Origin of the sequence: Tsukamurella sp. DT100 (genome assembly GCF_049844855.1) — a bacterium.
Lineage (GTDB): Bacteria > Actinomycetota > Actinomycetes > Mycobacteriales > Mycobacteriaceae > Tsukamurella.
The window spans coordinates 258,029-282,140 of record NZ_JBNCLV010000007.1 but is presented as its reverse complement, the minus strand read 5'-3'; the positions used below and the strand labels follow the sequence as shown (position 1 = coordinate 282,140).

Annotated in this window: 22 protein-coding genes; 5 read left to right on the top strand and 17 right to left on the bottom strand. The window is 72.4% G+C overall.

Features of this window, described 5'->3' with window-relative positions:
• Positions 1 to 36 precede the first annotated feature (36 nt).
• From ACLQ3K_RS18535 to ACLQ3K_RS18520, 4 genes are read left to right on the top strand one after another with little or no spacing between them, the layout of a single operon-like run.
• Positions 37 to 1,011, top strand: a complete 975-nt coding sequence (locus ACLQ3K_RS18535; RefSeq protein ID WP_426001039.1) for an amino acid ABC transporter permease — start codon at positions 37 to 39, stop codon at positions 1,009 to 1,011.
• Positions 1,008 to 1,778 (top strand): amino acid ABC transporter ATP-binding protein, encoded by a 771-nt coding sequence (locus ACLQ3K_RS18530; protein WP_426001038.1) that lies wholly within the window; start codon positions 1,008 to 1,010, stop codon positions 1,776 to 1,778. The genes ACLQ3K_RS18535 and ACLQ3K_RS18530 overlap by 4 nt, the downstream gene beginning before the upstream one ends.
• A gap of 32 nt (positions 1,779 to 1,810) precedes the next feature.
• Positions 1,811 to 2,728, top strand: coding sequence for an ABC transporter substrate-binding protein (locus ACLQ3K_RS18525; RefSeq protein ID WP_259143234.1), 918 nt, complete (start codon positions 1,811 to 1,813; stop codon positions 2,726 to 2,728).
• A gap of 3 nt (positions 2,729 to 2,731) precedes the next feature.
• The gene (locus tag ACLQ3K_RS18520) at positions 2,732 to 3,742 is read left to right on the top strand and encodes an LLM class flavin-dependent oxidoreductase (RefSeq protein ID WP_336670404.1); all 1,011 of its coding nucleotides are present in this window, start codon (positions 2,732 to 2,734) and stop codon (positions 3,740 to 3,742) included.
• A 25-nt stretch (positions 3,743 to 3,767) separates the two neighbouring features.
• Here the strand turns inward: ACLQ3K_RS18520 and ACLQ3K_RS18515 are convergent, their stop codons facing one another.
• The 6 genes from ACLQ3K_RS18515 to ACLQ3K_RS18490 are packed head-to-tail and all read right to left on the bottom strand — an operon-like array spanning position 3,768 to position 9,589.
• A complete protein-coding gene (locus ACLQ3K_RS18515) occupies positions 3,768 to 4,163 on the bottom strand; it encodes a type II toxin-antitoxin system VapC family toxin (protein WP_224645026.1) in 396 nt (131 codons plus the stop codon).
• A complete protein-coding gene (locus tag ACLQ3K_RS18510; RefSeq protein ID WP_336670405.1) occupies positions 4,160 to 4,393 on the bottom strand; it encodes a type II toxin-antitoxin system Phd/YefM family antitoxin in 234 nt (77 codons plus the stop codon). The genes ACLQ3K_RS18515 and ACLQ3K_RS18510 overlap by 4 nt, the downstream gene beginning before the upstream one ends.
• A 55-nt stretch (positions 4,394 to 4,448) precedes the next feature.
• Positions 4,449 to 6,074 (bottom strand): class I adenylate-forming enzyme family protein, encoded by a 1,626-nt coding sequence (locus ACLQ3K_RS18505; RefSeq protein WP_426001037.1) that lies wholly within the window; start codon positions 6,072 to 6,074, stop codon positions 4,449 to 4,451.
• A 55-nt stretch (positions 6,075 to 6,129) separates the two neighbouring features.
• A complete protein-coding gene (locus ACLQ3K_RS18500; RefSeq protein WP_426001036.1) occupies positions 6,130 to 7,482 on the bottom strand; it encodes an LLM class flavin-dependent oxidoreductase in 1,353 nt (450 codons plus the stop codon).
• On the bottom strand, positions 7,467 to 8,495 hold the full coding sequence (locus tag ACLQ3K_RS18495; RefSeq protein ID WP_426001035.1) for an MsnO8 family LLM class oxidoreductase: 1,029 nt from the start codon (positions 8,493 to 8,495) through the stop codon (positions 7,467 to 7,469). Before ACLQ3K_RS18495 ends, ACLQ3K_RS18500 begins: the two co-directional genes overlap by 16 nt.
• On the bottom strand, positions 8,495 to 9,589 hold the full coding sequence (locus ACLQ3K_RS18490) for an LLM class flavin-dependent oxidoreductase (protein WP_426001034.1): 1,095 nt from the start codon (positions 9,587 to 9,589) through the stop codon (positions 8,495 to 8,497). Before ACLQ3K_RS18490 ends, ACLQ3K_RS18495 begins: the two co-directional genes overlap by 1 nt.
• Positions 9,590 to 9,746: 157 nt before the next feature.
• Here ACLQ3K_RS18490 and ACLQ3K_RS18485 point away from each other — a divergent pair, with 157 nt between their 5' ends.
• Positions 9,747 to 11,105 carry a DUF2252 domain-containing protein gene (locus tag ACLQ3K_RS18485; RefSeq protein ID WP_426001033.1) on the top strand — a complete coding sequence of 453 codons (1,359 nt, stop codon included), beginning with the start codon at positions 9,747 to 9,749 and terminating at the stop codon, positions 11,103 to 11,105.
• Here the strand turns inward: ACLQ3K_RS18485 and ACLQ3K_RS18480 are convergent.
• The 11 genes from ACLQ3K_RS18480 to ACLQ3K_RS18430 all read right to left on the bottom strand — a co-directional run bounded on the left by ACLQ3K_RS18480 (position 11,102) and on the right by ACLQ3K_RS18430 (position 24,109).
• Positions 11,102 to 11,518: a prepilin peptidase gene (locus ACLQ3K_RS18480; protein ID WP_426001032.1), complete on the bottom strand. Its 417-nt coding sequence runs from the start codon at positions 11,516 to 11,518 to the stop codon at positions 11,102 to 11,104. The two genes, ACLQ3K_RS18485 and ACLQ3K_RS18480, sit on opposite strands and share 4 nt — an antisense overlap.
• A 12-nt stretch (positions 11,519 to 11,530) precedes the next feature.
• On the bottom strand, positions 11,531 to 11,944 hold the full coding sequence (locus tag ACLQ3K_RS18475) for an acyl-CoA thioesterase (RefSeq protein WP_224645018.1): 414 nt from the start codon (positions 11,942 to 11,944) through the stop codon (positions 11,531 to 11,533).
• Positions 11,941 to 12,765 carry a shikimate dehydrogenase gene (locus tag ACLQ3K_RS18470; RefSeq protein ID WP_426001051.1) on the bottom strand — a complete coding sequence of 275 codons (825 nt, stop codon included), beginning with the start codon at positions 12,763 to 12,765 and terminating at the stop codon, positions 11,941 to 11,943. The genes ACLQ3K_RS18475 and ACLQ3K_RS18470 overlap by 4 nt, the downstream gene beginning before the upstream one ends.
• Complete coding sequence (locus ACLQ3K_RS18465; protein ID WP_224645017.1) at positions 12,753 to 14,009, bottom strand: endolytic transglycosylase MltG; 1,257 nt, start codon at positions 14,007 to 14,009, stop codon at positions 12,753 to 12,755. Before ACLQ3K_RS18465 ends, ACLQ3K_RS18470 begins: the two co-directional genes overlap by 13 nt.
• Entirely contained in the window at positions 14,006 to 14,494 is a 489-nt protein-coding gene (ruvX, locus tag ACLQ3K_RS18460; RefSeq protein WP_224645016.1) for a Holliday junction resolvase RuvX, read from the bottom strand. The genes ACLQ3K_RS18465 and ruvX overlap by 4 nt, the downstream gene beginning before the upstream one ends.
• A gap of 2 nt (positions 14,495 to 14,496) precedes the next feature.
• Entirely contained in the window at positions 14,497 to 17,169 is a 2,673-nt protein-coding gene (gene alaS / locus ACLQ3K_RS18455; protein WP_426001031.1) for an alanine--tRNA ligase, read from the bottom strand.
• 110 nt (positions 17,170 to 17,279) lie between these two features.
• Positions 17,280 to 18,650, bottom strand: coding sequence for a replication-associated recombination protein A (locus tag ACLQ3K_RS18450; protein ID WP_224645014.1), 1,371 nt, complete (start codon positions 18,648 to 18,650; stop codon positions 17,280 to 17,282).
• 25 nt (positions 18,651 to 18,675) lie between these two features.
• Positions 18,676 to 19,782 (bottom strand): hypothetical protein, encoded by a 1,107-nt coding sequence (locus ACLQ3K_RS18445; protein WP_224645013.1) that lies wholly within the window; start codon positions 19,780 to 19,782, stop codon positions 18,676 to 18,678.
• Between the two features lie 15 nt (positions 19,783 to 19,797).
• The gene (locus tag ACLQ3K_RS18440) at positions 19,798 to 20,715 is read right to left on the bottom strand and encodes a transglutaminase family protein (RefSeq protein WP_224645012.1); all 918 of its coding nucleotides are present in this window, start codon (positions 20,713 to 20,715) and stop codon (positions 19,798 to 19,800) included.
• Entirely contained in the window at positions 20,706 to 23,180 is a 2,475-nt protein-coding gene (locus ACLQ3K_RS18435; protein ID WP_426001030.1) for a circularly permuted type 2 ATP-grasp protein, read from the bottom strand. The genes ACLQ3K_RS18440 and ACLQ3K_RS18435 overlap by 10 nt, the downstream gene beginning before the upstream one ends.
• Positions 23,177 to 24,109 carry a DUF389 domain-containing protein gene (locus ACLQ3K_RS18430; RefSeq protein WP_426001029.1) on the bottom strand — a complete coding sequence of 311 codons (933 nt, stop codon included), beginning with the start codon at positions 24,107 to 24,109 and terminating at the stop codon, positions 23,177 to 23,179. Before ACLQ3K_RS18430 ends, ACLQ3K_RS18435 begins: the two co-directional genes overlap by 4 nt.
• Between the last annotated feature and the right edge of the window lie 3 nt (positions 24,110 to 24,112).

The following is a 24,112-nucleotide window of genomic DNA, read 5'->3' as shown; positions in this document are numbered from 1 at the left end:
TCTTCTCTGCGCGCCAACGACTTACGGTCGGACATCATGGCGACAACGATTCTCTCCCCGTCGCGGGCCGCACAGGGCCCGCCGACGGACACCTCCGCGGCACCGGTGCGTCTCGTGCCGCGGCGCCGCCCCGGACGATGGATCGCGGCCGCCGTCGTGGCCGTCCTCGGCGCGATGCTGGTGAACACGCTCGTCACCAATGAGCGTTTCGAATGGCCCACGGTTGCCCACTACTTCACGCAGGAGGCGGTGCTCAAGGGCCTGTGGCTCACGCTGTGGCTCACGGCGGTCACCTTCGCTGCCGGCTTCGTGCTCGGGATCGGGCTCGCGGCGATGCGGCTGTGGGGCGGCCCGGTGCTCCAGACGGTGTCCTTCGTGTTCGTCTGGCTGGTGCGGTCAGTGCCCCCGCTCGTGCTTCTGCTGTTCTGGTTCCAGCTCGCCTCGCTGTACCCGCAACTCTCGCTGGGCATCCCGTTCGGTCCCGAGTTCGTCACCTTCAACACCACGCACCTGATCAGCGGCCTCGTCGCGGCCTTCATCGCGCTGACCATCGACGTCGCGGCGTTCGCCGCCGAGATCGTGCGAGGCGGCCTCGTCTCGGTGGATCCGGGGCAGACGGAGGCCGCCCGGTCGCTCGGGCTGAGCCCGCGGCGCATCTTCCGCCGCATCGTGCTCCCGCAGGCGATGCCGGCGATCATCCCCGCGTCCGGCAACCTGCTGATCGGGCTGCTCAAGTCGACGTCGCTGGTCAGCGTCATCGCCGTGACCGATCTGCTGTACTCGGTGCAGCTGGTCTACAACCAGAACTTCAAGGTGATGCCGCTGCTGCTGGTGGCGACGATCTGGTACATCGTGATCACCTCGGTGCTGGCCGTGGGCCAGTACTTCGTCGAGCGCCGGTTCAACCGGGGCCGACGGGACGCCCGACCCTTCCGCGAGGTCCTCGCCGACGCGGCCCGCCTGCGCCCCCGGCTGCCCCGCACTGTCCGCGCGGCGGGAGACCGGGCATGAGCGCGATCGAGGTCCGCGGGCTCCGGAAGTCCTTCGGCGGCACCGAGGTGCTGCGCGGCGTCGACCTGGACGTCGCGCAGGGCGAGGTCGCCATCATCCTCGGGCCCTCCGGGTCCGGGAAGTCGACGCTGCTCCGCTGCATCAACCATCTGGAGCGCCCCGACGCCGGGTACGTCCGGGTGAACGACGACCTGATCGGCTACCGCGAGGCCCGCCACCGCAGCGATGCCACCGTGCTGCGCGAGCTGCATCCCCGGGACGTGGCGCGCCAGCGTCGCCGCATCGGCATGGTCTTCCAGCAGTTCAACCTGTTCCCGCACTTCACCGTCCTGGAGAACCTGACGGAGGGGCAGCTCGCCACCGGGGTGTCCCCCTCCGAGGCCGCCGAGCGCGGACGCGAGCTCCTCGCCCGCGTCGGGCTCGCGGGCCGCGAGAAGGCGTACCCGTCGCAGCTCTCGGGCGGCCAGCAGCAACGCGTCGCGATCGCCCGCACCCTGGCCATGCGGCCCGACGTCGTCCTCTTCGACGAGCCCACCTCGGCGCTCGACCCGGAGCTGGTCGGCGAGGTGCTGGCCGTGATCCGGGATCTCGCCGAGTCCGGCATGACCCTCGTCGTGGTGACGCACGAGATCGGGTTCGCCCGCGACGTCGCCGACACCGTGATCTTCATGGACGACGGCCGCATCGTCGAGACCGGCCGGCCCGACGCGATCTTCGCCGACGCCGAACACCCCCGCACCCGCGAATTCCTCGCGGCCGTGCGCTGATCCCCCGCTAGATCCGAGTCCAAGGAGACCCCATGCGCAGCCGCGCCCTGCTCGCCCTGCCCCTGATCGCCGCCGCCACCCTGCTCTCGGCGTGCGGCGGCTCGTCCGATCCGGCGGCACAGAGCTCGAGCTACCCGATCCCGACGCAGGACGTCGTGTCGTCCGTCGCGGTGGACCCCGCCGCCCAGGCGCTGCTGCCGGCCGGCACGAAGGAGCTGACGCTGGGGCTCACCCGGCAGCCCGGCATCAACAACCTGCCGCACGCCGGGGAGGTCCCCGACGGCAACCCGGTGGGCCTGGACGTGGACCTCCGCAACGCCGTCGCCAAGGCCCTCGGCGTGACCTGGAAGCAGGAGATCGGGACCTTCTCCACGATCATCCCGGGCGTCCAGAACGGCCGGTACCAGGTGGGCCAGGGCAACTTCGGCGTCACCAAGCCGCGCCTCGAGGTCGTCGACTTCGCGACCTACCTCAACGACGGCCAGTCCTTCGTCGGCTCGTCGAACTCCGGTCTGACGAGCGTGAAGACGCTGGAGGACCTGTGCGGCAAGAAGATCGTCACGGGCTCGGGCACCACCTTCCAGCAGATCCTGGAGAAGGGCGTCGACCAGTGCACGTCGAAGGGCAAGCCCGCGTACACCGTCCAGTACCTCGACGACCAGGGCGCCGTGATCCTCAGCCTGCAGAACAACAAGGTGGACGCCTACTTCGGGCCGACGCTCTCGCTGCGCTACCTGGTGGACAAGGTGCCCGGCACGAAGTTCCTCGGTGAGTACTCCACCACCGTGGTCGGTTTCGTGACGGCCAAGGGCTCCCCCATCGCGCCCGCGATCTCGCAGGCGATCAACACGCTCATCGCGCGCGGCGAGTACCAGCGGCTCTTCGAGAAGTGGAAGGTCCCGACCTCGGCACTGCCGAAGTCCGAGATCAACCCGACCGCGGGGTTCTGACCGATGGCGATCGAGTCGCTGGCCTTCCTCACGCCGGGCAACTACGTCGACGACGATCCCGCCTCCGGTCTCGAGGACACGCTGCGCCTCATCGAATTCGGCGAGCGCCTGGACTACCGCGGCGCCTGGGTGCGCCAGCGCCACCTCGAGCACGGCATCTCCTCCGCGGCCGTGTTCCTCGGGGCGGCCTCGCAGCGCACGTCGACCATCGAGCTGGGCACCGCGGTGATCCCGATCGGCTACGAGAACCCGTTCCGCTTGGCCGAGGACCTGTCGCTCGCGGACGCCCTCTCCCGGGGCAGGCTGCAGCCCGGCTTCTCCACCGGGATGCCGCATGCGGACCTGCTCGCCGACGTCGTCTTCGAGGGCGACTGGCGCACCTTCGAGTTCGGGCACGCGCGGGTGGCGCGCACCGTCGAGCACCTGCGCGGCGCGTACCTCGGCGACGAGACCGCACGGATCGAGTCCCCCGGCAACGTGCAGCGGCCCCGGCTGCAGCCGCACACCCCCGGCCTGGCGGACCGCTCCTGGTACGGCGGAACCTCGCTCGGCTCGTCGCGGTGGACCGGCGAGGCCGGCCTGCACCTGCTGACCGGCAACATCGTCTCGGCCGCGGGCATCGACTCCGAAGACTTCGGCACGGTCCAGGCCACCCTCATCGACGCCTTCCGCGCCGCCGGCGGGGCCGGCAAGCGGGTCGCCGTCGGACGGGTGATCGTGCCGACGGACAGCGCGGACCGGGCCACCGTCGCGCGGTACCGGGAGTACGCGCGGTCGCGTTACGAGCGGACGCTGACGCCACACGGCGACAAGCGCACGCTGTTCGCCGAGGATCTCGTGGGGCCGATCGCGGAGATCGCCGAGCGGCTCGGCGCCGACCCCGCGTTCTCCCCGGAATCCGGGCCGGTCACCGAGTTCCGTCTGGAACTGCCGTACGAGTTCGACGTGCGCGACTACGAGCAGATCCTCACCGACGCACGCGGCCTGCTGCCCGCCCTGTCGTCGGCGGCCTGACCGGATCGGTCACAGGCCCTAGGCGCTACGTGGTGGCGATGATCGGTGTCATGGCACCTTGCCTGATGACGCGGTCGCTGGTCGCGATCGCCAGCCCCCGACGCGTGGCCTGGGCGACGATCATGCGGTCGAACGGGTCGCGATGCTCCCAATTGAGCTGCCCTGCCAGGGTTGCGTCCGCCGAGTCCATCGCCAGCTCCTGCGCCGCCATGGACTCCAGCGTCTCCTTCCAGCTCGAGAGGATTCCCGATCCGTCGAGGCGACCGAGGCGAGTCTTGATCGCGATCTCCCAGGCGGAAGCGGCCGAGACGAACAGGTCGTTGCCGGGATCCCCGACCACGGCGAGCGCCTGTGGGGCGACCAGCTCAGGCGACTTGACCAGCCACAGAAGAGCGTTGGTGTCGAGCAGGACGGCGGTCACGAAGCGGAATCCCAGGCGTCGAGCTCATCGTAGGGAAGGGGCTCATCGAAGTCGTCAGGGATGGTGAGGCCGGGGAACTGTCCGAACGTGCGCGTCCGAGGACTCGCGGGCGAGATGACCGCCACCGCGCGGCCGTGCGAGGTGACGGTGATCGGACTGCCTGTCCGCTCGACCTCGGCGAGCACGGCGTTCAGCTTGGCCTTCGCCTCAGTGCTGGTGATGGTGCGCATGAGCTCATCTTACACTTATCGGACCAGTGCTACTAGTCCGACTGGCGCAAGTGGACTACGTGTGCGTCTCCCGAAGGGTCCGGACGAGGTTCTTCTGGATCTTGCCGGTCGCGGTCTTCGGAAGGGCGTCGACGAAGACGATCTCCTTGGGCGCCTTGAACCCCGCGAGGTTCTGCCGGGCGTAGTCGAGGAGGGCGTCACCGTCGGCCTCGCCCGACGGAGACGTCACGACGAAGGCCGTCACCGCCTCGCCCCAGCGCTCGTGCGGGGTGCCGACGACGGCGACCTCGGCGACCGCGTCGTGGCCGAGCAGGACGCGCTCGACCTCCACCGAGGAGACGTTCTCGCCGCCCGACTTGATGATGTCCTTCGCGCGGTCGGTGAAGTAGACGACGCCCTCGTCGTCCAGGTATCCGATGTCGCCGCCGTGGAACCAGCCGTGCGCGAAGGCCTCCGTGTTCGCCGCGGCGTTGTTCCAGTAACCCTCCATGAGCTGCGGTGCGCGGTAGACGATCTCGCCGACATCACCCGGCGGGAGCAGCGCACCGTCGTCGCCCATGATCGCGACGTCGGTCGAGACGGTCGCCGGGCCCCAGGAATCGTCCTTGACGCCCTGGTGGCCGGTCCACTGCACCTCGGACGCCGGGGTCGTCTCCGTCTGCCCGGAACCGAGGATGATGGCGGCGCCGGGGAACCGGGCCCGCAACGCCGTCAGCAGCTCGGCCGGCATCGGCGCCATCGCGTACAGGCCGGTGAGGAGCGACGCGGTGTTCTCGTCGGTGAGTTCGGGGCGGGTGAGCAGGGCCGCCCACATCATCGGCAGCAGCGTCAGGTGCGTGACCCGGTGGTCGACGAAGGCGCCCGCGAGCGCGGCCGGGTCGAAGCCGCGCAGGAGGACCGCGGTGCCACCGGTGACGAGCATCGGCATGAGCAGGGCGTCGAGAGCGGTGACGTGGAAGAGCGGCAGCGCGATCGGCTGCACCGCCGGCTGCACGTCGGGCCGCACGCCGAGCGCGACCGCGGAGGACAGCGCCGAGATGTGCACCGCGACATGGCTGGTGACCACACCCTTCGGCCGGGCCGTGGTCCCCGAGGTGTACAGGCAGTGCAGGATGTCCCGGTCCTCGACGATCGTCTCCACGACGGAATCGTCCGGGTCCGCCACCTCGGTGAAGGCGGTCGACGGGACGCCGCCCACCTCGGCGGGCAGCACGCCGCCGCCGTTGGCCACGATGTGGACGGCCTCGACCCGGTGGTCGGCGGCGTCCAGGGCCGCGGTGAGTGCGGGCGCGAAGACGTCCTCGGTGATGACGGCGCGGACGCCGCTGTCGCCGAGCTGGTACGCGACGTCGCCCGGGCCGAGCAGCAGGTTCAGCGGCATCGCCACGACGCCGAGCTTCGCGCACGCGAACAGGGAGACCACGAACTCCCACCGGTTCTGCAGCTGCAAGGCGATCGCGTCGCCGCGGCCGTACCCGCGCGCCTGCAGGCCCCGGGCGAGGGCGTTCGAGCGGCTCTCCAGCTCGCGGTAGGTCACCGTCGTGCCGCCGTCGACGAGCGCGACGCGATCGCCGAAGGAGCGGGCGGCGCGGGTGGGCAGGTCGCCCAGGCACACGCGGTGGGTGAGGTTGACCACGAGGGGGTCGACACCGGACAGATCGGGACGCATCGCACGGCTCATGGCCGCACGGTAACCGGTTCCAGCCGGGCGCGCGAGGCAATCCAGTGAAGAGGCGCTAACCGGCGCGCTGCGCCTCCGACGCCGTCCCCGGGACGGGCAGGCCGAGGTGATCGCGGAGGGTGCTGCCCGCGTACTCGGTACGGAAGGCCCCCCGCTCCTGCAGCAGCGGGACCACGCCGTCGATGAACTCGTCCAACCCGGTGGGCGTGAGATGCGGAACCAGGATGAAGCCGTCGGCGGCGTCGGCCTGGATGTAGGTGTCGATCTCGTCGGCCACCTGCTGGGCCGTCCCCACGAACTGCGGCCGGGTGTTGAGCTCGATGACCAGCTCGCGGATGGAGAGGCCGCCGGCCTCGGCCCGGGCGCGGTAGGTGGCGACGATCTCGCGGGGATCGGCGTGCAGCACGCGGCCCTGCACCGCCGGGGCGTCGTACACCGGATCCACGTCGGGCAGCGGGCCGTCGGGGTCGAAGGACTGCAGCTCCCGGCCCCACACCTGCTCGAGGAAGTTCAGCGCGGTCTGCGGGCTGACCTGCCGGCGCCGGATGTCGCGCGCCTTCTCCTGCGCCTCGTCCGGCGTATCACCGACGACGGCGGCGGCACCTGGGAATACCTTGAGGTGGTCAGGATTCCGGCCGCGGTCGGCGGCGCGACGCTTGACGTCGGCGTAGAAGGTGCGGCCGCTCTCGAGCGAGCCGTGCCGGGTGAAGATCGCGTCGGCCTGCGCCGCGGCGAAGTCGCGTCCCTCGCCGGAGTCCCCCGCCTGCAGCAGGACGGGGTGCCCCTGCGGCGACGGCGGGAGCGGCGCCGAACCGCGCACGTCGAACTGCGTCCCGTGGTGCACGACGTCGCCGTCGCCCCACCCGTCCCAGAACTTCCGCGCGACGGTCACGAACTCGTCGGCGCGGTGGTACCGGTCCGCGTGCGCGAGGTATCCCCCGCGGCGGAAGTTCTCTCCGGTGAAGGCGTCGGAGCTCGTGACCATGTTCCAGGCGGCGCGGCCACCGCTGAGGTGATCGAGCGTGCCGAACTGCCGCGCCACGTCGAAGGGCTCGTTGAAGGTCGTGTTGATGGTGCCCGCGAGGCCGATCCGGTCGGTGACGGCGGCCAGCGCCGCGAGCACCGTGAACGTGTCGGGCCGGCCCACCACGTCGAGGTCGTGGATGCGCCCGAGGTGCTCGCGCAACCGCAGCCCCTCGGCGAGGAAGAAGAAGTCGAACTTGGCGCGCTCGGCCGCGCGCGCGAGGTGGACGAAGGAGTCGAACTCCACCTGGCTACGGGCCGCGGGATCCGACCACACGGTGTTGTGATTGACGCCGGGGAAATGCGCGGCGAGGTGGATCGGCTTGCGGTGCACGCCCTCCCGGACGGGGACGTCGGCGCGGTCGGCGGTCACAGGAGGCCCCATTCCTTGGCCAGGAGTTCGTGGCTGCGCAGCCGCGCGGCGTGATCGTGGGTGACCGAGGTGATCACCAGCTCGTCGGCACCGGTGCGCTCGACGAGGGCACGCAGCCCGTCGGCGACGCGGCCGGGCTCGCCGACGAACTGGGTGTCGGTCCGGTCGGCGACCTGCGCGCGCTCCTCGTCCGTGAGGCCGGCGCTGTCGCGCGGGTAGGCGATCGCACCGGTGCCGTAGCGGATCGAGTGCACCCACGCGGGGAAGCCGGCGGCGAGCTCCCGCGCCTGGGCGTCGGTGTCGCCGACCACCACGTCGGCGCTCACCACGAGGTGCGGCGCCGCGAGGCGGTCGGAGGGCCGGAAGGCCTCGCGGTAGGCCCGCGCCGCCTCCAACGTGCTCGCGGGGCTGACGTGGTAGTTCGCGACGAAGGGCAGGCCACGGGCACCGGCGAGCTGCGCGCTCTCCCCCGCGCTGCTGCCGAAGATCCACACGGGCGCGTCCCGGGCCGCCTCCGCGACCGGGGAGCGCAGCGCGTGCCCGTCGGCGCTGAACGTGCCGCCGACCAGGTCGAGCACGTCCTCGACCTGCTGGGTGTAACTCGGGGGCTCCGCCTTCGGGTGGTAGAGCTGCTCGTAGCCGGCGACGATCGCAGGGTTCGGCGCGGGCGCTCCCGGCGGGGGCGTCCGCAGGCGCTGCCCCGTCCGCCCGAGGCCGATGTCCACCCGGCCGGGATGCAGCGCGGCCAGCACCCCGAAGGCGTCGGCGACGGCGGGCGCGGTGGTGAAGCCGATGAGCACCGCCGCGGAGCCGACGCGGATCCGGCTCGTGCGGGCCAGGATCTCGCCGATCAGCACGGCCGGGGCGGCGCTCGCGACGTGCGCGAAGTGGTGCTCGGCGACCCAGTACCGGCCGTAGCCCCAGTCCTCGGCGCGGCGCGCGAGGTCCAGGGTGTTGCGCAGCGCGTCCGACGGTGTGCCGCCGTCCGGGATGGGCGCGAGGTCGAGGACGTTCAGCCCGGTCATCAGGCTCCCTTCACAGCGGCGAAACGGTTGACCGCGGGTGCGAGGCCGAGGATCTCGCGGAAAGTTCCTGTCCGCGGGGCTCCGGGGAGGAGCGGCGCGAACGCGGAGCGCAGGCGGGGCAGGTCGACGGCGTTGACGCCGGGGCGCAGGCGGGCACCGTCGAAGCCGAGGGACTGCCATTCGGAGACGGTGCGCACCAGGGACTCCCCCGTGCCGGCGAAGACGTGCGTGTCGTCGTCCGCGGGCTCGCGCCGGTCCAGCTTCTCGATGCGGCGCAGCGCGGTGCGCTCGGAGTCGGCGAGATGGACGGTGACGTCGACGAGGAGCAGCGGCACCCCGGAGGCGCGGAGCCGCCGGGCGGTCTCGACGAGCTGATCGTCGGGTGCCGCGGGGACGATCGCGACGTCGACGCCCGCGGCCACGGACTCGGAGGCGGCGTCGGTGACCCGCGCGACCACGGGCGGCTGCCCCTGCGGGGGCCGCGGCGTGATCGACGGTCCCTTGACGGAGAAGTTCTCGCCCTGGAAGTCGATGTAGTGCAGCCGGTCCCGGTCGACGAACCGGCCCGTGGCGAGGTCCTTGACGATGGCCTCGTCCTCCCAGCTGTCCCAGAGGTCCTGCAGCACCTCGATGTACTCGCGGGCCTCGGCGGCACGCGACGCCGCGTCCTGCGGCGCCTTCCGGCCGAAGAGGGCCGCGTCGGCCGCGTCGCCCGTGGTGGCGGGGAGCACCCCGGCGCGACCGCCGCTGACGTAGTCGAGAGTCGCGATCGCCTTCGAGGCGTGGAAGGGCTCGGTATGGGTGGCGGTCACCGTGGGGACCAGGCCGATCCGCGGGACCGAGGGCGCCACGCGAGCGGCGAGCAGGGTGGCATCGAACCGGCCGGTGAGGCGGTCGCGGGCGGTGAGCGAGAAGGAGTCCTCGAAGGTCACGAGGTCGGCGGCGGCCACCTCCGCGGAGCGGGCCAGCCCAACCCAGTGCTCCGCGGAGGTGGCCTCCAGTGGATCCGCGCCGACCTCCGCGAACGCTGCGGGATGCCAGCCGAACGGCTCCAGGGCTATCCCGAGGACAGGGCGTGAGGTCGGTGCGGTCACGGATTCGACGGTATGCCGCGCGGTTTCGTCTGTGACCCCTTGCGCTCACCGTGGATCCAAGGGAATCGCGCGGCGGCGTTCGCCGAATATGAAGATCGCACGAAGATTCCCTGCCATTCGCCACCGCACGCGGCCCGTGAGGACGCACACTGCGATCATGAACACTCCGATCACCGGCGCCGGAGACGCGATGGCACCCGCAGCAGCGGGCAAGGCAGCCAGGAAGCAGGCGCCCCGCAGCGCCATCGGGGTGTGGAATCCCGAGACCCGGGGCCACGATGCACTGGAGACGATCCTCGCGCAGAACGCGATCCGCGACACCGCCCTCCTGCCCATCCGGCACGGCCGCATGGCGGCGTCACCCTGGACCTACTACCGCGGCGCCGCCGCGGTCATGGCGGCGGACCTCGCGTCCGCACCGCACACGGACCTGCAGGTGCAGCTCTGCGGCGACGCGCACGTCCTCAACTTCGGCATGTGGCGCAGCCCCGAGCGCAACCTCCTGTTCGATCTCCGCGACTTCGACGAGACCCTGCCCGGGCCCTTCGAATGGGACGTCAAGCGGTTCCTCACCAGCCTGGTCATCCTCGCCGAGAGCAACGGGCTCACCTCGGAGGTCGCCCGCGAGGCGGTGCGCCGCGGATACCAGGGCTATCGCGAGTGGATCTCGACGTACGCCTCGTGGCCGGAGCTGGACATCTGGTACGACAACGTCGACGTCACGCAGCTCGCCGAGTATCTCGCGCCCGACGACGAGCATCGGGTGGAGGAGCAGATCGAGAAGCGCGCCGACAAGCGTTCCCAGCGCGGGGCCCTCAAGAAGTTCACACAGCTGGTCGACGGGACCCGCCAGATCATCGAGGATCCGCCGTACCGCACGCACGCCCTCAGCGAGTACGCGGAACAGCTCGACACGATCGTCACGCAGTACCGCGAGAGCATCGCCGACCACATCGCGCACCTGTGGTCGCGCTACGACCTCGTCGACGCCGTCCAGCAGGTGGTCGGCGTCGGCAGCGTCGGCATGCGGGTGTTCCTCACGCTGAGCGAGGAACGCCGCACGGGCGACGCGCTGTTCCTCCAGGTCAAACAGGCCGGCCCCTCCGTCTACGAGCAGTTCCTGGGGCCTAGCCGGTACTCGACCCACGGGGCGCGGGTGGTGCAGGGGCAGCGCCTCATCCAGGCCTCCACGGACATGTTCGTCGGCTGGACCTCGATCGACGGGATGGACTACTACGTCCGGCAGTTCCGGGACGGCAAGGTGATCCCCGACGGCGCCGTCATCGCGCCCCGGCTCCCGGCGTTCGCCGAGGCCTGTGGCCACGTCCTCGCCCGCGCCCACGCCCGCAGCGGCGACGCCGCGCAGATCGACGGCTACCTCGGCGCCGCGCCGCGCGTGGCCGACGCCTTCACCGACTTCGCGTTCGCGTACGCCGAGCAGAACAGTCGCGACCACGCCCAGTTGGCGGACGCCGTCGCCGCCGGAACGGTCCCGGCCGCACCGGGCTGGCCCTAGGTCGCGAACCCCGCGAACAGCGCGGCGGCGATCATCGGCGGGCCGTGCGGCACCGTGCGGTCGCGGGTGGTGAGCGCCCAGGCGAGCGTGAGCAGCTGCGCGCCGAGGATCACCAGGAGTACCGCGGGGACGCCACCCGACCAGGCGACGGCGGCACCGAGGGCCGGCGCCAGCTTCACATCGCCCGCACCCATGCCGCGCGCGAGGAAGGCGGCGCCGTTCACCGCGGTCCAGACGGCGGCTCCGGCCAGCGGGGCGGAGTCACCCTCGAACACGGCCCAGAGCGAGCCGGCGAGAGCGACGCTCGCGGCGGGCAGGGTCAGGACGTTCGGGAGCCTCCGTTCCCGCACGTCGAACCAGCACAGCACGGCGCACCACGCCAGGAAGACACCCCCGAAGAGCCCCCACTCCACGGGGCCAGTGTGTCAGGCCTGCAGGGCCTCGCGCAGCGCATCGGGAATCGGGATGGAGCCCGAGCCGTCGGCGGCGATCACGGCGTAGACGATCCGCCCGGCGACGGCCTCGGTCGGCTCGCCGGCGTCGAGATCGGTGACGAAGACGAACTCGATCGTGAAGCTCTTCGTGCCGATCCGCCCGGTCCGCATGACGAGCTCGGTGTCGCCCTCGTCGGTCAGCCCCGCGGCGTAGTCGAGCTCGACGTGGACCACCTGCGAGTCGTAACCCGCGGCGATCATGGCCTCGTACGGCGTGCCGCGATCGGCGTAGAACTCGCCGATCGCCGTGTCGACGTAGCCGAGGTACCACATGTTGAACATGACGCCCTGGCGGTCGATCTCGTAGTACCGCGGCCGGAAGCGGTAGCGGAAGTCCGTGCTCATGATGCCTCCCTCGCGGCGGCCAGCGCCGCCGCCATCGCCTCCCGCGGCGCGGGCCTGCCGGTGAACCACTCGGCCTGCCGGAAGGCCTGGTGCAGCAGCATCGTCAGGCCGCCGGCGGTGCGCGCGCCCTTCGACTCCGCGGCGGCGACGAGCAGTGTCGGCCACGGGTCGTAGGCCACGTCCGCGACGGCGGGCGCCGCCGACGACAGCGCGTCCATCAGCGGGAAGTCGTCGGGCTGGGCGGCGCCGGGCAGGGTCGAGACGACCACGTCGGCCCGCGGCACCGCCGCCGCGGTGAGCGGCGCCCAGGCGGCCGTCAGCCCGAAGGTCTCGGCGCACGCGAGCGCGCCCTGCGCCCTCTCCTCCGAGCGGGCGAGCACCGTCGTGCGGGTGAAGCCCCGCTCGGCGAGCGCGGCGAACACCGGGCGGGCCGTGCCGCCCGCGCCGACGACGACCGCGGACTCCCCCGCGGCGCCGCACTCGGCGAGGAGGCCGTCGGCACCGTCGACGTCGGTGCAGTCGGCGAGCCAGCCCGACTCCGTACGGACCAGGGTGTTGGCGGAGCCCACGGTGACGGCGCGGTCGGTGCGCTCGTCGGCGAATTCCAGCGCCGCGAACTTGCCCGGCATGGTGACCGACAGGCCGACCCACTCGGGGCCGAGCCCTCCGACGAGGCCGGGCAGCGCCTCCGCGTCGCACTCGATCCGCTCGTAGGTCCAGTCCAGGCCGAGCGCGGCGAAGGCCGCGCCGTGCAGGACGGGCGAGAGCGAGTGGGTGATCGGCTTGCCGAGGACGGCGGCGCGCCGCGTCACGGACCGCAGCCGACGGTGAGGAACTTGGTGTCGCACGCCTTCTGCCGATTGCGCTCGTGCTGGGCGAAGTCGTCGGTGAACAGCGTGGTGCCCTTGCTGTCGACGGTGACGAAGTACAGCCACGGCCCGGGCGCGGGGTTCTCCGTCGCGACCAGCGCGTCGGTGCCGACGGCGCCGATCGGCGTGGCCGGCAGGCCGGTCTTGGCGTAGGTGTTCCACTCGGTCTTCTTGAGCAGTTTCTCGCCCGCGACGTCGATGCCGGTGACGGCCTCGCCGTAGTTGACCGTCGAGTCCATCTCGAGCTTCTGGTTCTTCGCGAGACGGTTGAGGATCACCCGCGCGACCTTCGGGTAGTCGTCGGCCTGGTTGACCTCGCGCTCGACGATCGACGCCGAGACCAGCACCTGGTACGGCGCCAGCTTCGCGGGGGACGTCCGGCTCGCGGTGAGCAGGCCCTGCGCCTCGTACTGCTTGGCCGATGCGGTGATGAGCTGCTTGAGGATGGCGGTCGGCGTCCCCGCGGGATCGATCTGGTCCCAGACGCCGGGCGCGATGAGGCCCTCGATGCGGCGGTGATCGCCCTTGAGCCGGGTGACGGTGGCGGCGGCCCACTCCGGGACGCCCAGGTCGGCGACCGACGCGGCGGAAGCGACCTTGACGAACTCGGCCTTCGGAGTCTGCTTCTTCACGCCGTCGACGGTGTGCGCGGTGGCGGCGGAGAGCTGGCTGAAGATGCCCTGCGCGACCTTGTTGTCCTTGCTGCGCTTGTCGTCGAGGACGGCGCCGGCGGAGACGTTGAGCATGCCCACGCGGTGCGACCGCGCCGGGTCGACCAGCATGGTGACGACCTCCGACGCCGGCAGCGACTTGCGCAGCTCGTAGTAGCCCGCGGAGATCGGCTTGTCGCCCGCCGCCTGGTTGAACGCGCCCACGGACTTCACCACGCCCGCGTCCACGAGGTTCTGCGCGAAGTCGGAGTTGTTCTGGCCCTCGATGTGGACCACGACCTCGGGACCCGCCTGCCCGGAGGCGTAATCCTCGGGCGTGGAGCCGCCGCCGAACAGGGAGCCGCGCACCGTCCACAGCACGCCGCCGATGACGACCAGGAAGACGACGATCAGCGACAGCAGCGCGACGCGGCGACGGCGCTTGATCCGCTCGCGTTGCGCCGCACGGCGCCGCTCCGAGCGGGTGGACCGCTGTTCGCCGACCGCCACCGGATCGGCGCGCTCGTTGTTCCAGCCGTCGCTCACTCGTCGACCTCCTCGGGACCGGACACCGGCCTCCGCTCGTCGAGCCATCCCTGGAGGATGGCCACCGCGGCGGCCTGATCGATCACCGCTCGCTGCTCCTTCGCCCGCACCCCGTTCTCGCGCAGCGCCCGCTGCGCCGTGACGGTGGTGAAGCGCTCATCGAAAAAACATACCCGGGGCGGCGTCGTGCTCGCGGCACCGAGAACCCCGGCGAGCCGCCGCGCGAAGCCCTCGGCCATCTTCGCCGACGCGCCGTGCTCCCCGCGGAGGGTGCGCGGCATGCCGATCACGATCTCGACCGGCTCGTAGTCGACCACGAGCTGCGCGATCCGGCGGAGGTCCGACCCGTCCTTCGCGGCGCGCACGGTCTCGACCGGCGTCGCGAGGATCCCGTCGGGGTCGCAGACGGCCACTCCGATGCGGGCCTTGCCCACGTCGAGGGCCAGCCGCCGGCCCCGCTCCCAGGCGGGTTCCGCGCCGCTCACCGTCAGGCGCCGACCGTCCGCGCGACCTCGGCCCGGACCGCGGTGAGGGCACCGTCGACCCCGGAGGCATCCGAGCCGGCGCCCTGCGCCATGTCGGCCTTGCCGCCGCCACGGCCGCCCACGGACGGCGCCGCGGCCTTGACCACGTCGCCGGCCTTGACGCCCAAGTCCTGGGCGGCGTCGTTGGCGGCCACCACGAACGGGACCTTGTCGCCGTCGACCGCGAACAGCGCGATGACGGCGGGCTCGGCGCCGAGCCGGCCCTTGAGCTGGGTGACCAGGCCGCGGAGCTCGCCCGCGGTGACGCCCTGGGGGGCCTTCGCGGCCACGAGTCGGACCGCACCGACGCGCTCCGGCGACGAGGCCAGCTCGGCCAGCGCCGAGAGGGCGGCCTGCGCGCGGAGCTTCTCGAGCTCCTTCTCGGCGTCCTTGAGGCGGGTGACCAGCGACTCGACGCGAGCGGGCACCTCCTCGGAGGGCACCTTGAGCGAGCTGGACAGCGCCGAGACGAGCGCGTGCTCCTTGGCGAGGTACTTCTGCGAGTCGAGGCCCACGTACGCCTCGACGCGCCGCACGCCGGAGCCCACGGAGCTCTCGCCGAGCACGGTGACGGGGCCGACGAGGCCCGAGCTGGCGACGTGCGTGCCGCCGCACAGCTCCATCGAGAACGGGCCGCCGATCTCCACGACGCGCACCTGATCGCCGTAGTTCTCGCCGAACAGCGCCATCGCGCCGCGCCGCTTGGCGGTCTCCAGGTCGGTGACGTCGGTGTGCACCGCGTAGTCGGCCTGCACGGCCTCGTTGGTGACGCGCTCGATGTCGGCGCGCTGGTCGTCGTTCAGGCCGCCCGACCAGCGGAAGTCGAACCGCAGGTAGCCGGGCTTGTTGAGCGAGCCCGCCTGGACGGCGTTGGGGCCGAGCACCTGGCGCAGCGCGGCGTGCACGAGGTGCGTGCCGGAGTGCCCCTGGGTGCTGCCGTGGCGGTGGCCCGCGTCGGCGGCGACGGTGACGGTGTCGCCCTCGGAGACCTCGCCGGAGGCGACGGTGCCCTGGTGGCGCCACAGCGTCTTGGCGACGCGCTGCACGTCGGTGACGACGATCTGCGCGCCGGCGGCCGTGGTGATGGTGCCGATGTCGGAGAGCTGGCCGCCGGCCTCGGCGTACAGCGGGCTGCGATCGAGCACGATCTCCACGTCGTCGCCCTGGTGCACGACGGGCACGCGGACGCCGTCCTTGACCAGGCCGAGGACCTGGGCGTCGGAGACCAGTTCGTCGAAGCCGGTGAACTCGGTGGGACCACGATCGAGGAACTCGCGGAACACCGAGAGGTCGGCGAGCGCCGACTTGCGGGAGTTCGCGTCGTCCTTGGCGCGCTGGCGCTGCTCGGCCATGAGGCCTCGGAAGCCCTCCTCGTCGACCTGCAGGCCGGCCTCGGCGGCCATCTCCAGCGTGAGGTCGATCGGGAAGCCGTAGGTGTCGTGCAGGGTGAAGGCGTCGTCGCCGGAGAGCACCGTCTTCCCGGAGGACTTGGTGGCGTCGACGGCGTTGCCGAACAGGGTGGTGCCCTGCTCCAGAGTCTTGAGGAAGGCCTGCTCCTCGCCGGTGGCGACGGTGCGGATCCGCTGCGCGTCGTCGGCGAGCTCGGGGTACGACGGCGTCATCGTCGAGATGACGGTGTCGACGAAGTCGCCCATGGTCTCGCCGGTGGCGCCGAGGAGGCGGGCCGAGCGGACGACGCGGCGCAGCAGGCGGCGCAGCACGTAGCCGCGGCCGTCGTTGCCGGGGTTCACGCCGTCCTGGATGAGCATGACGGCGGTGCGGGTGTGGTCGGCGATGACGCGGAACAGGCGGTCGTGCTCGGCGTCGCCGGCGTTGTAGCGCTGGCCGGTGAGCTCCTGCGCGCGATCGATCACGGGGCGCAGCAGGTCGGTGTCGTAGACGTTGTCGACGCCCTGCAGCAGGAAGGCGACGCGCTCGACGCCCATGCCGGTGTCGATGTTCTTCTTCGGCAGCTCGCCGAGGATCTCGAAGTTCTCCTTGCCGCCGCCCTGGCCCCGCTCGTTCTGCATGAAGACGAGGTTCCAGATCTCGATGTAGCGGTCCTCGTCGGCCTCGGGGCCACCCGGGGCGCCGTACTCGGGGCCGCGGTCGTAGAAGATCTCCGAGCACGGGCCGGCGGGGCCGGGGATGCCCATCGACCAGTAGTTGTCCTTCATGCCGCGGCGCTGGATGCGCTCGGGCACCTGGCCGACCTCGAGCCACAGGTCGCGGGCCTCGTCGTCGTCCAGGTAGACCGTCGACCACAGGCGCTCGGGATCCATCCCGAAGCCGCCGTCCTCGACGGGGTTCGTCAGCAGCGACCAGGCGAACCGGATGGCGTCGCGCTTGAAGTAGTCGCCGAAGCTGAAGTTGCCGGCCATCTGGAAGAAGGTGTTGTGCCGCGTGGTGATGCCCACCTCTTCGATGTCCAGGGTGCGGACGCACTTCTGGATCGACGTGGCGCGGTCGTACGGCGGGGTCTGCTGGCCCAGGAAGAACGGCACGAAGGGCACCATGCCCGCGATCACGAACAGCTGATTCGGGTCGTTCAGCACCAGCGATGCACTCGGCACCTGGGTGTGTCCGGCCTTGACGAAGTGGTCCGTGAACCGCTTCCGAATCTCATGGGTCTGCACAGCGATCCTTCGCGTTCTGAGTGTCTTCGAGCGTTACAGCGACCCAACCACCTTACCGACGCGCCGACACCCGGCGCACGTGCGTTCCTCGGCCCGGTCCGGCCGTCGCGTCACCGACGCCGGAGGATCCCGCGCAGCCGGGTCACCCGCGGGCCGATCTCCCGCTCGAAACCGTGATCGGTGGGGGCGTAGTAGTCGACACCGACCAGGTCGTCGGGCGGGTACTGCTGCGCGGCGACGCCGCCCGGCACCCCGTGCGGGTAGACGTAGCCCTGGGCGTTGCCCAGCTTCTCCGCGCCGGCGTAGTGGCCGTCGCGCAGGTGCGGCGGCACCGGCCCGGCCTTGCCGGCCGCCACGTCGCCCATCGCGGCGCCGATCGCCGCGACGACCCCGTCGGACTTGGGCGCCGAGGCCAGATGGATCGTGGCCTGCGCCAGCGCGAGCCGCGCCTCGGGCATGCCGATGAGCTGGACCGCCTGCGCCGCGGCAGTCGCGACGAGCAGCGCCTGCGGGTCGGCCATGCCGATGTCCTCGGAGGCGTGCACGACGAGGCGGCGGGCGATGAACCGCGGGTCCTCGCCCGCTGAGATCATCCGGGCGAGGTAGTGCAGCGCCGCGTCGACGTCGGAGCCGCGGATCGACTTGATGAAGGCACTGATCACGTCGTAGTGCTGGTCGCCCGCCCGGTCGTACCGCACGGCGGCGGTGTCGATCGACGACTCGACGGCCTCCAGGGTGATCTCGTCGCCGCCCTCCCCCAGCGTCACGTCCGCGGCCGCCTCGAGCGCGGTGAGCGAGCGCCGGGCGTCGCCGCCGGCCAGGCGCACGAGGTGCTCGCGGGCCTCGTCGGCGATGGTCAGCGCACCGTCGTAGCCCCGCGGGTCCGACAGCGCGCGGTCGATGAGCTCCGAGATGTGTGAGGGCTCGAGCGGGCGCAGTTGCAGGATGAGGGAGCGCGAGAGCAGCGGCGAGACCACCGAGAAGCTGGGGTTCTCCGTGGTGGCCGCGACGAGCAGCACGACGCGGTTCTCCACTGCCGCGAGCAGCGCGTCCTGCTGCGCCTTCGAGAACCGGTGCACCTCGTCGATGAAGAGCACCGTCTGCTCGTCGACGAGGAGGCGGCGGCGGGCCAGCTCGATGACGGCGCGCACGTCCTTGACGCCCGCCGAGAGGGCGGACAGCGCCTCGAACCGGCGGCCCGTCGCGCCGGAGATGAGCGAGGCGATCGTCGTCTTGCCGGTGCCGGGCGGGCCGTACAGGATCACGCTGGCCGCGCCCGCACCGTCGATGAGCCGGCGCAGCGGCGTCCCGGGGCCGAGCAGGTGCTCCTGCCCGAGCACCTCGTCGAGGTCGCGGGGCCGCATGCGGACCGCGAGCGGCGTGCCCGCGTGGGTGGGGACGAACTCGACCGGCCCCCGGGACGGGGGTGCTTCGGGTGGCGCTCCGAGGTCCCCGTCGTCGCCGAACAGGGAGCCGGTCACCGGGTGCGGACCTCCGCGGGGCGGGTCACAGCGCCCGGACCTTCGCGGCGGCCGCGACGGCGAAGTCGCGGACCCGCGGATCCGCCGCGGCCAGCCGGTCCCAGCGCGCCGCGAGGTCGTCGTACGACCACGCCGGCAGGCTGTCGAGGTGGCCGGCGTCGATCCGGCTGGCGGAATCCAGGCCGAGCGCCCAGTAGGTGGCGAGGGTGAGCCAGGCCAGCTTGGCCGTGGTCACGTGGCGGCGGAGCGAGACGTCGTCGGCGAGGCGCGGCCACAGCCGCACGACCTCCGAGCGCCAGGCCTCCACGATCGCGACGTCGAGGTCGGGGTCGTGGCCGTCCTCGGTGCAGTCCGGGTAGGTCAGCAGCGCGTAGGCCACGTCCAGCGCGCCGTCGCGGAAGCCGGCCCACTCGTAGTCCAGGAAGCGCACGGCGCCGCCCACGACGTGGGTGTTGTCGGGACCGACGTCGGACGGGCTGAACGCTCGGAACGGCCCCTCGGTGAAGAGGGCGACCGCGGCGTCGAGCACGGCGCGCGCGGCATCATCGACCCCGCCGACAGCGGCCGGAACGGCCTCGGCGGCGCGGGCGGCCTCGCCGGCGACCGGGTCGTGGCGCGAGTCCGTGTGCTCGCGGCGGGCGAGCACCGACAGGTCGCGCTCGCGGCCGTAGGTGCCGGCGTGCATGCGGCCGAGGGCCTGCGCCCAGGCGGAGAGCACCGTGGCGGCGCCCGACGACGGCGTGCGCCGCAGCAGGTCCCCCATCGTCTCGCCCTCGCCGAGGTCCTGGAGCACGAGGATGCGCTGCTCCGCATCGGACGCCAGGAGCTGCGGACCGGGCCGCGCGTCGACCGGCAGCGCGGTCGCGAACTTGTAGGCGGCGCCCTCACGGGCGAAGGCCTCCGAGTGGTCCTTGTCGGTGTGGTCGGCGGCGCGCAACTGCTTGATCACGACGGACCGCGGCAGCAGCGGGTTGTTGTGCAGCACCCGCACGCGCATGACCAGCGTGCGGCCGGATCCGCCCAGATCCTCGGGTTCCCCCAGGTCGACGGAGGCGCCGACCCGGCGACCCAGCAGGCCCTCCACCGCGGAAAGGGCCGCCCTCGTCGTCTCGTACCCCAGCGCGGTGACCATCACTTCCAACCTACCTCAGTCGGGCAGGGGCGCGACGTCCACGGAGACATGGATCTTCGATCCCTTCGATTCGGTGTAGATGACGCCGCGCAGGGGCGGAACGTCCTCGTAATCGCGGCCCCAGGCGACGGTCACGTGCCGCTCGTCGACGAACTTGTTGTTGGTCGGGTCGAACGGCAACCACGCGTCGCCGGGCAGCCATACGGCGGCCCACGCGTGGGTGGCGCCGGCGCCGACGACCCGGTCCTGGCCGGGCGGCGGCTCGGTCGCGAGGTAACCGGAGACGTACCGCGCGGCGAGGCCCTTAGACCGCAGGCAGGCGATCGCGACGCGCGCGAAGTCCTGGCAGACGCCCTCGCGGCGTTCCATCACGGTGCCGACGCGGGTCGAGACGTTCGTCGCGCCCGACTTGTAGGCGAAGTCCGTGTAGATCCGCGTGGTCAGCTCCTCGACGGCCTCCACCAGCGGTTTCCCGGGGGTGAAGATCGCGTCGGCGTACGCGCGCACGGCGTCGTCGATCTCGGGCGGCCGCTGGTCGAGCCGGTACTGCGCGGCGAGCGCTCCCGCCTCGCCGACGGGCCGGGCCAACTCCCACGGCGCGAGCGCCGGTCCCTCGTCGGTGATCGCGCGGTCCAGCGGGTCCACCTCGACGAGGGACTCGCCGCGGACGAGGAGCCGGGTGTGCGGCGTGGTCACGTGGAAGTAGGTGTCGGTGTTGCCGTAGGCGTCGACGCCCTCGGAGCGGTCCGAGGGCTCGGGACCGACGATGATCGCGTGCTCGTCGACCCGCTGGTCGGACAGTTCCCGCGGCGAGAGGTAGCAGCGGCCGAAACTGGAGGTGACCTCCGCGTCGTAGGTGTAGGTGGTCTCGTGCACGACGCGGTACCGGCGCGTCCGGGAATCCTCGGTGCGCCGGGAGAAGCTCAGGCCCATGACTGCACCCCCACCCAGAGCGGCCGTGCGGCGGCGGGCGGGGCGAACCGCGTCCGCTCGAGGACGTCGGAGACCTCCCGCACGCCCTCGTCGACGGCGTCCAGCAGTGCCTCGACCTCCGACCGCCGCCCGTCGACGATCGTCTCGGCGTCGTCGAGGTCGAACCGCCCCAGCTGCGCCAGGACCTCGCCGACGGTGCGCTCGCACGTCGCGCTGCGCAGCTCGTCGGACAGCTGCGCCAGGTCGGCGGACAGGGCGGTGAGCGCGGCGACGAGCGAGCGCGGGTTGGTCGCGTCGAGGAACATCAGGTCGACGGCGGCGCCCGCGCGGAGGACGGCGCGGTGCCGGCGACGGTAGGTGACGGCGGACTCGCACGTCACGAGGTACGCGTCGAGCAGGCCCGCCTCGATCTCGGCGGGATTCTCGGGGACCACCATCGCCCGCGTGACGGCGGTGAGTTGCAGCGCGCGCTCGATGCGGCGGCCGGCGTCCATCATGAGCCAGGCCGGGTCCTGCACCAGCGATTCCCGGCCGAGGCCGGCGAAGGCCAGCAGCGAGACCAGGACCTCGCCGAGCGTCTGGTCGAGCTGCTCCCCCGCGTCGTCGCGGTCGGCCGCGAGCCGCCCGAGCGAGCGCTCGGCGCCGCTGAGCACCAGCCACGTGTCGGTCGACATCTGGTCGCGCACGGCCCGCAGGCAGGACCGCAGCCGCACGCCCGAGTGCGCGACGCTGCCCGGCACGTCGACGTCGAGGGTGAGACGGCGCAGGCGCGCGAGCACGTCCGTCTGCTCCGTGCCCTCCACGACGATCGGGCCGAGCTGATCGGTCACGGTGGCCTCGACGACCGCGTCGAGCAGCGGCTGCAGCACGTCGGCGCCCGCCTGCCACGGCCGGTGCCGGAACTCGCGGCTCCGGTCGTGCGCCATCGACAGCATCCGCACGGTGGCCTCGGCGCGCTCGGCGTACCGCCCGATCCAGAACTGGTCCGAGAGCACGCGCGGCGTCGCGACGGGGCCGCTCGCGGCGGCGCCGATCCGGCCCGAGCGGGGCGCGGTCGCCACCCGGGCGGGGGCGCGCAGCTCCTCCGACGAGGGCACCCATACGTCGCGGGCGGCCGACGAGTGCAGCAGGGCGCCGTCGGCACCGTCGACCAGCACCTGGCCGAGGCCGCCCGGCAGCACGGTGTATCCGGACTCCTGGGCGAGGGCGAAGGCGCGCAGGGCGAAGCCGCGCTCGGTGACGGCGCCGCGCTCGACGGCGGGCCGGCCGGTGAAGCGCACGAGCGTCTTGACGCACCACACCGTCGGGTCGGCGGCGATCCGTCGTCGCAGGTCGGTGGCCCGGTCCTCGGAGAGCGCCGCGCCTGCGAACCGCTCGCCGGTGGCGAAGTTCAGCACGAGCCGGTCGTCGAGCGGACCGTCGACCGCGGCGCGTCCTGCCGGGGTCGCGGCGTGGAGCGTCGGCGTCGACGGGAGCAGCAGGTCCTCGTCGAGCAGGTCGCGGCACAGCTGCGGAAGGTAGGCGTGCAGGGCGGGGTTCTCGAGGACGCCCGAGCCGAGCGTGTTGACGACGGTGACCGCCCCGCGCGTCATCATCTCCACCAGCCCGACGACGCCGAGCTGCGAGTCCGTACGCAGGTCGAGGGGGTCGGAGAACTCGGAATCGACGCGCCGCAGGATCACGTGGACGCGCTTCATCCGGCCGAGCGAGCGCATGAACACGCCCCCGTCGCGCACCGTCAGGTCGGACGCCTCGACCAGCGGGAAGCCCAGCACCGACGCGAGGTAGGCCTGATCGAACGCGGTCTCGGAGAACGAGCCAGGGCTGAGCACGACGACGGTCGGATCGTCGACCCCGGGCGGCGCCGCCTCGACGAGCTGGACGCGCAGGGCCGCCGCGAAGGACGCAACGGGACGCGGCGTCTCGGCCCGGAGCTCGCGCGGCAGCGCTCGGGAGGTCACGCGGCGGTCGGCGAGCGCGTAACCCACGCCCGACGGGGCCTGGGTGCGGTCCGCGACCGCGACGTAGCCGGTCACCTCGTCGCCGGCGGCCTCCCCGAGGTCGACGCCGTGCAGGAACAGCGAGCGCGGGCCCGGCGACGGGACGCCGACGGCGCGCCGGATGAAGCCGGGGTGCGCGAAGAGCACCTCCGGCGGCACGGTGCCGCTGCGCAGGGTGCGCTGCTCGCCGTAGAAGTCTTTGAGGACCGCGTCGAGCAACAGCGAGCGTTGCGCGACGCCGCGGGCGAGGGCGTCCCACTCCTCCGCGCCGAGCAGCACCGGCAGCGGGTCGAGCCGCCACGGCCCGGGCTCGGTCGCCGCCCCGGGGACGGCCGGGTCGTGGGCCGGGGGCAGCGCGTCGAGGGCATTGTACGTGATGCCCTCGTCGTCGATGAGGCCGCGGACCCGCGCGGAGAGTCGGCGCAGGCCGGCCGCGTCGAGGTCGCGGAGCGCGTCGATGCTCACAGGCCCACCTGCTCCCGCATGTCGCGCCACGCGGCGGGCCGCAGGACCAGCACGAGGACCCCCGCGACGACGATGCCGACCAGGTTGATCGCGAGCTGCCCCGTCGATTCGAGGGCGCGCTGCCACTCCCCGACCGTCGCGGCGACCACGGCGTAGCCGGCGGCGGGCACCGTCGTGACGGAGATGAAGACGCCCACGAGGGCGGCCGACTTCGCGGTGACCATCGAGATCATGCCGGCGGCGCCGGCGAGCAGCGCGACGATGAGCGAGAACGGCCCGACGCGGTAGATGAAGTCGACCTGGCCCGCGGAGTCGAGGACGTCCACGGTGAACAGGTCGGCGGCGAGCGCGGCCTCCGCGCCCAGCCAGGTGCACAGCATCGCCACGGGGAAACCGACGGACAGCGCGATCACGGGGCGTACCGCGAAGTGCAGGCGACGGGTCGCGAGCGCCACCGCGATCGCGGCGAGCGGCCCGAACTCCGGCCCCACGACCATCGCGCCGACCACGGTGACCGGCGAGTTGGTCACCACGCCGACGGCGGCCAGCAGGACCGCGAGCACCAGGAAGGCCAGGAAGGTCGAGTTGAGCGTCGACTCCTCGCGGGTCCGGGCGGTCAGCTCCTCCCAGACCACGGCGTCCGACGGGTCGCCGGGCACAGCCTTCTCCGCGGCCTCAGCGGCATCGGAGAGCACCGTGTCCAGCGTCGAGACGGTGACGGCGCCGTCGGCGGGGATGCCGAGCTCCTCGAGGCCCTGCAGCACGCGGTGCGCGGCCTCCCGGGTGACCTCCGCGCTGAGCACGTCGCCCGCGGGGACGAGCGACGTGCCGGGCGCCAGCGTGATGTGGGTGACGCCCGGCCGCGACCGCAGCAGCGCGAGCACCGCTTCGGTCCGATCGGGCGGGCTGATCACCCGGATGTGGCGCACGCG